This window comes from Suttonella ornithocola (assembly GCF_001889065.1).
In the GTDB taxonomy this organism is placed as follows: Bacteria; Pseudomonadota; Gammaproteobacteria; order Cardiobacteriales; family Cardiobacteriaceae; genus Suttonella_A; species Suttonella_A ornithocola.
This window is the reverse complement of sequence record NZ_LWHB01000143.1, coordinates 1-5846: the sequence shown is the minus strand read 5'-3', so window position 1 is coordinate 5846 and position 5846 is coordinate 1. Positions and strand designations below refer to the sequence as shown.

Genomic DNA, 5846 nt, shown 5'->3' with positions numbered 1-5846 from the left:
AACACGGCAAGCAAGCCAAAGTCTGTCTTGAACTGACTTTTAAGCAGATTGGGACAAGTAGTCAAGTTGCTGTAATGCACAAACTTAAATCTGATATCCCCACCAGCAAAGGAAAAGTCATCGAAGAAGACACGACAGAAACACCTATGTATGTCTGCGCTGGCGGTGAATTATCTGTGTTCCCGGACAATCAAATTGACTGGGTTGGAAAAGAAATGAAACAGGAAGCTTAATCATGAATTTAGAAAAAGACGCAATCGAATATACTCAGGGATGCAATATTGGCGCACAAGTATTGAAAGATACTCAACGCGCAGTAGCCTTACCAGAGGGGTTTAAAATCCATTCGTTAGAAGCCTATTTTGATGCTCCGTCAAGATTTCGTGGCACATTAAGAACTGATAGTTTGCAGGACTTTATACAGTATGCAAATGACAATAAGAGTGATGATAGTGCTTTATTTATTGATAAGTCTGGGATGACCGCCAAACTCATTATTGATTTGGGTAATAGCAACAAGCCACAACATGGCGACCATCAAGCATTATTAGCACTAGAAATGACTCAAGCAGGTAAAGCTATAGAAAATGCCAATGACGAACGATTTGAACAGCAGAAGCTATGCGAATGGTTAGAAGATTGGCGCGACTACATCAGCATTGAAGATGATGCCGGAGAAAGCATGACACTCTCACAAGCTACCGCTGCTATCCGACGGATTGAAACATCAGCTAGTGTCAAAAGTGAGTTTGAAGATAACGAAAGTCATAAAAAACTTTCTCGCAGTGAACAAATTGAAGCGAAGATGAAAGGCAAACAACCTGCCATCATCCGCTTCAACTGCGAGCCATATGCAGAGTTAGGCAGCATTGAGTTTGTCATCAAACTTAGCGTTATTGCTGCACAAAAACCGGTTATTCGCTTAAGAGTCATTGGTTATGAAGTCATTAAAGAGGCTCTCGCACAAACTTTTAAAGAAAAACTCAACAGCAATATCAACGATGTTCCCTCTTACGTTGGGCAATTTCTTAAGTAAGTAGATAAACGGGGCATTTTTAATGCCCCCAACCAAAAGCAGCATGGTGCTGTTTAAAGGAGGAGTAATCATGTTACCCGTATCACCAGAATTAATGACCAAAGTCGCCGCAATTAGCGGCATGGATAATGTGGAAGAATGTGCTGTGGTGTTAGCCAATAGTCTTATCCCAAACAATGCTAAACCCGCTGAAATCAGCGCCTTTTTAGCGATTGCTGCACAATATAATCTTAACCCCATTACTAAAGAGATTTATGCGTTTCCTAACCGTGGTGGAATACAGCCAATTGTATCTATAGACGGTTGGCTAAAAATCATCAACAGCCACCCGCAATTCAACGGCATGGAATACCGCGACCAAGTAGATGCTAACGGCAAACTTATCTCCGTAACCTGTCGCATCTATCGCAAAGACCGCGAACATCCCACTGAGATGACCGAATACATGGCGGAATGTCAAGGTCCTACTCATGATAGAAATAATAACATTACCCCTTGGGGAAGATGGCCAAATAGAATGTTGCGCCATAAAGCGACTATCCAAGCGGCACGTTACGCTTTTGGTTTTAGCGGCATCATTGATCCAGACGAAGCCGAAAGAGCAGACAGCGTGATGGTGCAACAACCAAAACCAGCTCAATCCGTATTAGCGAATGCCGAACAAATCGAAGCAATCATCGCTCTCGCTAAACAAGCTCAAAAGCCATTAGAAAAAATTGCCAGTGCTTATGCTGTCCACAGCATCGAAGCATTAAGCACACAAGATGCTGATAAAGTCATTGCGCAACTTCATCGAGCAATACAAAAACAACAAGCTCAAGCCGCTGTTACAGAAACCGTTGCTGATAACGACGAAATCCCAGTGTAAGGTAATCTATGAATATCTTAGATTGCGCACAAGGAACTGAAGAATGGTACGCTGCAAGGCTTGCCATTCCGACCGCAAGCAGATTTGACCGAATTATTACTGCCACTGGCAAAGCTAGCAGTCAATCAAACGATTATCTTTATGAATTACTTGCCGAACATATAACAGGAGAGCGTAAAGAAATCCGGCAAACAGATGATATGTTGCGCGGAATTGAGAGAGAGCCACAAGCACGCGCTTATTATGAGTTAGAAACCGCATACGATGTAACGGAAGTCGGCGGTATTTTTCTTGATGATACAAGAAGCGTGATGTGTTCACCCGACGGCATTATCCCAGAGATTCAGCGCGGAATTGAAATCAAAAGCCCGAGATTAGAAAACCATATCCGTAACTGCTTAGAGCAAAAACTGCCGACGCAGTATGTGTTACAGGTTCAAGGTGCGATGTGGATAACCGGTTATGACACATGGGATTTTATCAGCTACTGCCCTGAATACACATCACAGCCGTTAATGATTTTGACGATTAAGCGTGATGAAAAACTCATTGAAGCAATGGATAAACATATCCGTGCTTTTAGCAAGAAGTTAGAAGCCTATAAAAAAGAGGTGAACAATGAACACTGAAAAATACGGAAAGCTCTTTTTGCGTTTTATTACAGACGCGATGTTAATTAAAGCCTGTGTTGATTATTTTGGTTTAGCAGATACTTTTTTAAAGACTTATCTCAAAAAGCGTAGTCAATCAACAGCGCTTAAAACAAAAGAACAAAAAGATTTTAAAACTTTTCTTAAGAGACCAGAAATTTTAGTTTGTCCTGCGTTGATACATACCATCAGCAAAATGGCATAGGAGGAAAAATGGCAAATAAAGGTGTAAATAAAGTCATTCTTATTGGTAACTTAGGTGCTGACCCTGAGTGCCGCACCTTTCAAAATGGCGATATGGTGGCAAACTTTTCTCTTGCAACTAGCGAAACTTGGAACGATAAACAAACAGGCGAGCAAAAAGAGCGAACAGAATGGCACCGCTGCGTTGCTTACCGAGCATTAGCCGGCATCATCCAGCAATACGTTAAAAAAGGCAGCAAGCTTTATATTGAAGGTAAGCTACAAACGCGCAAATGGCAGGACAACACTGGGCAAGACCGATACAGCACAGAGATTGTTGTAGAACAGATGCAAATGCTAGACAGTAAGCAAGACAGACAATCATCATCGCCACCGCCAAAACCAACACCGCACAATAACGCATACGCAGCGGCAAAAGCAGGTTACCCACAGCCGAACGAGATACCGTTTTAAGCGTTATATGAACAAAAGAGTACTTGACCCATGTTGTGGTAGCAGGATGTGGCACTTTGATAAAACTAATCATGATGTATTGTTTGGAGATATTAGATGCGAGCGACATACTTTATGCGATGGACGAAACTTAGAAATTACGCCGGATAAAATTATTGATTATACAAACTTGCCATTCGACGATGATACATTTTATTTAGTCGTTTTTGATCCACCACATTTAATCCATGTCGGAGACAAAAGCTGGATGATTAAAAAATACGGACGTTTAAAAAATTGGGAAACTGAAATCAGAAATGGATTTGATGAATGTATGCGTGTTCTAAAACCGAACGGAACATTATGTTTTAAATGGAACGAAATACAGATACCCGTAAGTAAGATTTTATCAACAATCGGAAAGCAACCAATAGTTGGCCACAAATCTGGTAAAGCGAGCAAAACGCATTGGATGTTATTTTTGAAAGACTTATAGAGAGAAATAATTGTAAGCGTCAAGCGGTGAGTGATGCGCACATGAAACAACCGCCGCAGTCTGCGACGAGTAACCTAACTCCAGCTCGGGCGCAGACAACCACATAATAGCTATAAAAAGGCACGACGATGAAAATAGACACTGCAACAGCTCTACTCATTAAATATCAAACACCAACACCATTATTAACGGAAGTAGCGCAACAATATTTTCCGCATATTGCCGAAAGAGAATTAAAAGGCAGAGCGGCAAGACAAGATTTACCATTTCCAGTTTTTAAAATCGATAAATCTAAAAAAGCGCCATATTATGTGCATTTATCAGCTCTGGCGGCATGGATAGATAAGCAACAAAAAGCAGCTGAAAATGATTTTAGCGCGTTTTCGTAATGCACCATATTTGCACCACAAGAAAAATAAACTTAAACAATCCTATTAAATAACAATTTGATAGGATTTTATTTTATCCAATCCAGCATCGGCGCTACACAAAACTTCCATTGGCTTTTATCTATTTCCACTCATTAACCTATCATTTTTAATTACTTATTTTTTCTAAGTATTCAAATTAAATATATATTAGAGTTTTATTTATTAAATTAAATTTTTAAAAAAATCAATTATTATCCTCTTGGATAAATATATTTTCCCATTCAGTTATAGATTTAGGTAATAATTGTTTATATTTTTTATAAAACAAAAACAAATCTCTTTGAGTAATTATAATACATTTACTTAAGTTATCGATATCTACAACTTGAGAAGCATACAAATAAACATAGTATCCATCTTCCATATATTCTATATAATTACTTGCATTTAATATACTACTATTTCCTCCTTTTACTTGAACAACAGCTTTTCTTATATCATTCAAATCCCTTGAAATAAACTCTGCTTCTATTTTTATAGTTGTAGATTTATTAGCAATAGAATTTGATAATAAATAATAATTTTCATTTAACTGAATATATGAGATTACCAACTCTTCTAACTGATAATCTGGTAAATTTTCTATAAGATTTTCTTCTATTATTTTAAATTGATAAATATTTTTATTAGACTTCTTATTAAAGATATATTTGGAATATTCTAAGATAATAGGATATCTTTTACTTATACTTTGAACAGTCCCGCCTCTTGGTCTATTAAAAGCTGCTTTGATTTGTCCTGGCACATCCAAACCAACATCATAAGCTTCTACAGGAACAGCTGCTCCAATATCTAGATTTTCATCAAACATTGATATAGCTTTTCCTTTTGCTCGACATATCCAATATTTTCCTTGAAGATCCCTTGTCCAAAATAAATCATTTTCCCTTGTATTTTTAAAAACATTTAATACAGGATTGATTCTTAATTTAGATTTCTGTTTATCTTTTTTTATAGCTGAGTAATAATCTCTATAATTTTTTATATTATTATCTTTTTTATAAATATAACTCCAACCTATTACTAAATATTGCTCTGATTGATTAAGACAGAAATTTATTAACTCCTTTCTATTCTTACAGCCTGTTTTTAAATGTATTCTTTTTATATCATTCATTTTACATTATCAATATTGCAAAAAAACATAAAATAGAGAAATTTTAATTTTTTAAATTTTGAAAACATATTAAAATCATAGTGTTAATTTTCCTACTAGTAGCAAAAATTAGTATAAAACAGAATTTTGCAAAAGTCTCTATCGGTTTTTCTTGATCAATCTTATCAGCTATTTGTTCCTGAAAATTCTCTCTTTTGTTTATATCGGCTTTTAGATATTTGTTAGTTTGTCTTTTTTTATGCGTTATCCCTAGCCGCTTTAGCGCATAATAAATAGTTGATTACGAGCAATTAAAACGTCTAGCGCTTTTTTCCCATTGATAATCATTGGGATACTGCTTGATAGCTTTAAGCAAGGCTTGACCATCAATATTTGATTGGGGGCTTACGCTTATATGATGGTTCTATTAACAGCGATATTTTCTCTCATTGGGTGAGAGAAGCACTGTTACCTGAGTTACCTAAAAACAGTGTAATTGTCATGGACAATGCCGCTTTTCATAAACGCTGTGATATTCAAGCAATCATTGAAAAGATGTGGGCTTGGATTAAGCAAATACGCAAAGAATGGCGGATGGATTGTATTGATACTTTATGCTTTTATCTGCTTTGG

The 5846-nt window shown here is 36.9% G+C and carries 10 protein-coding genes; 9 read left to right on the top strand and 1 reads right to left on the bottom strand.

Annotation, left to right across the window (positions count from 1 at the left end):
- From A5N85_RS15735 to A5N85_RS10620, 8 genes are all read left to right on the top strand, one after another.
- On the top strand, positions 1 to 233 hold a 233-nt coding region (locus A5N85_RS15735), incomplete at its 5' end, for a hypothetical protein (RefSeq protein ID WP_428843256.1).
- A 2-nt stretch (positions 234 to 235) separates the two neighbouring features.
- Positions 236 to 1036, top strand: a complete 801-nt coding sequence (locus A5N85_RS10650; RefSeq protein WP_072577210.1) for a DUF2303 family protein — start codon at positions 236 to 238, stop codon at positions 1034 to 1036.
- Between the two features lie 70 nt (positions 1037 to 1106).
- Positions 1107 to 1904 carry a RecT family recombinase gene (locus A5N85_RS10645; RefSeq protein WP_072577209.1) on the top strand — a complete coding sequence of 266 codons (798 nt, stop codon included), beginning with the start codon at positions 1107 to 1109 and terminating at the stop codon, positions 1902 to 1904.
- A gap of 8 nt (positions 1905 to 1912) precedes the next feature.
- Entirely contained in the window at positions 1913 to 2533 is a 621-nt protein-coding gene (locus A5N85_RS10640) for a lambda exonuclease family protein (RefSeq protein WP_072577208.1), read from the top strand.
- Entirely contained in the window at positions 2523 to 2759 is a 237-nt protein-coding gene (locus A5N85_RS10635; RefSeq protein ID WP_072577207.1) for a hypothetical protein, read from the top strand. The genes A5N85_RS10640 and A5N85_RS10635 overlap by 11 nt, the downstream gene beginning before the upstream one ends.
- A gap of 8 nt (positions 2760 to 2767) precedes the next feature.
- Positions 2768 to 3211 (top strand): single-stranded DNA-binding protein, encoded by a 444-nt coding sequence (locus A5N85_RS10630; protein WP_072577206.1) that lies wholly within the window; start codon positions 2768 to 2770, stop codon positions 3209 to 3211.
- A gap of 7 nt (positions 3212 to 3218) precedes the next feature.
- A complete protein-coding gene (locus A5N85_RS10625) occupies positions 3219 to 3686 on the top strand; it encodes a TRM11 family methyltransferase (RefSeq protein ID WP_072577205.1) in 468 nt (155 codons plus the stop codon).
- Positions 3687 to 3814: 128 nt separating this feature from the next.
- Positions 3815 to 4075: a pyocin activator PrtN family protein gene (locus A5N85_RS10620; protein WP_072577204.1), complete on the top strand. Its 261-nt coding sequence runs from the start codon at positions 3815 to 3817 to the stop codon at positions 4073 to 4075.
- A gap of 226 nt (positions 4076 to 4301) precedes the next feature.
- Here A5N85_RS10620 and A5N85_RS10615 read toward each other — a convergent pair whose 3' ends face one another.
- A complete protein-coding gene (locus A5N85_RS10615; RefSeq protein ID WP_072577203.1) occupies positions 4302 to 5234 on the bottom strand; it encodes a ribonuclease D in 933 nt (310 codons plus the stop codon).
- Between the two features lie 372 nt (positions 5235 to 5606).
- Between A5N85_RS10615 and A5N85_RS10610 the strand changes: the two genes are divergently transcribed.
- A partial coding sequence (locus tag A5N85_RS10610) for a transposase (protein ID WP_211268166.1) occupies positions 5607 to 5846 on the top strand: 240 nt, incomplete at its 3' end.

Bases quoted from the DNA above. Each gene is read 5' to 3' on its own strand.
- A5N85_RS10650 (WP_072577210.1), top strand. From the start codon at position 236: ATGAATTTAGAAAAAGACGCAATCGAATATACTCAGGGATGCAATATT.
- A5N85_RS10645 (WP_072577209.1), top strand. From the start codon at position 1,107: ATGTTACCCGTATCACCAGAATTAATGACCAAAGTCGCCGCAATTAGC.
- A5N85_RS10640 (WP_072577208.1), top strand. From the start codon at position 1,913: ATGAATATCTTAGATTGCGCACAAGGAACTGAAGAATGGTACGCTGCA.
- A5N85_RS10625 (WP_072577205.1), top strand. From the start codon at position 3,219: ATGAACAAAAGAGTACTTGACCCATGTTGTGGTAGCAGGATGTGGCAC.
- A5N85_RS10630 (WP_072577206.1), top strand. From the start codon at position 2,768: ATGGCAAATAAAGGTGTAAATAAAGTCATTCTTATTGGTAACTTAGGT.
- A5N85_RS10615 (WP_072577203.1), bottom strand. From the start codon at position 5,234: ATGAATGATATAAAAAGAATACATTTAAAAACAGGCTGTAAGAATAGA.
- A5N85_RS10620 (WP_072577204.1), top strand. From the start codon at position 3,815: ATGAAAATAGACACTGCAACAGCTCTACTCATTAAATATCAAACACCA.
- A5N85_RS10635 (WP_072577207.1), top strand. From the start codon at position 2,523: ATGAACACTGAAAAATACGGAAAGCTCTTTTTGCGTTTTATTACAGAC.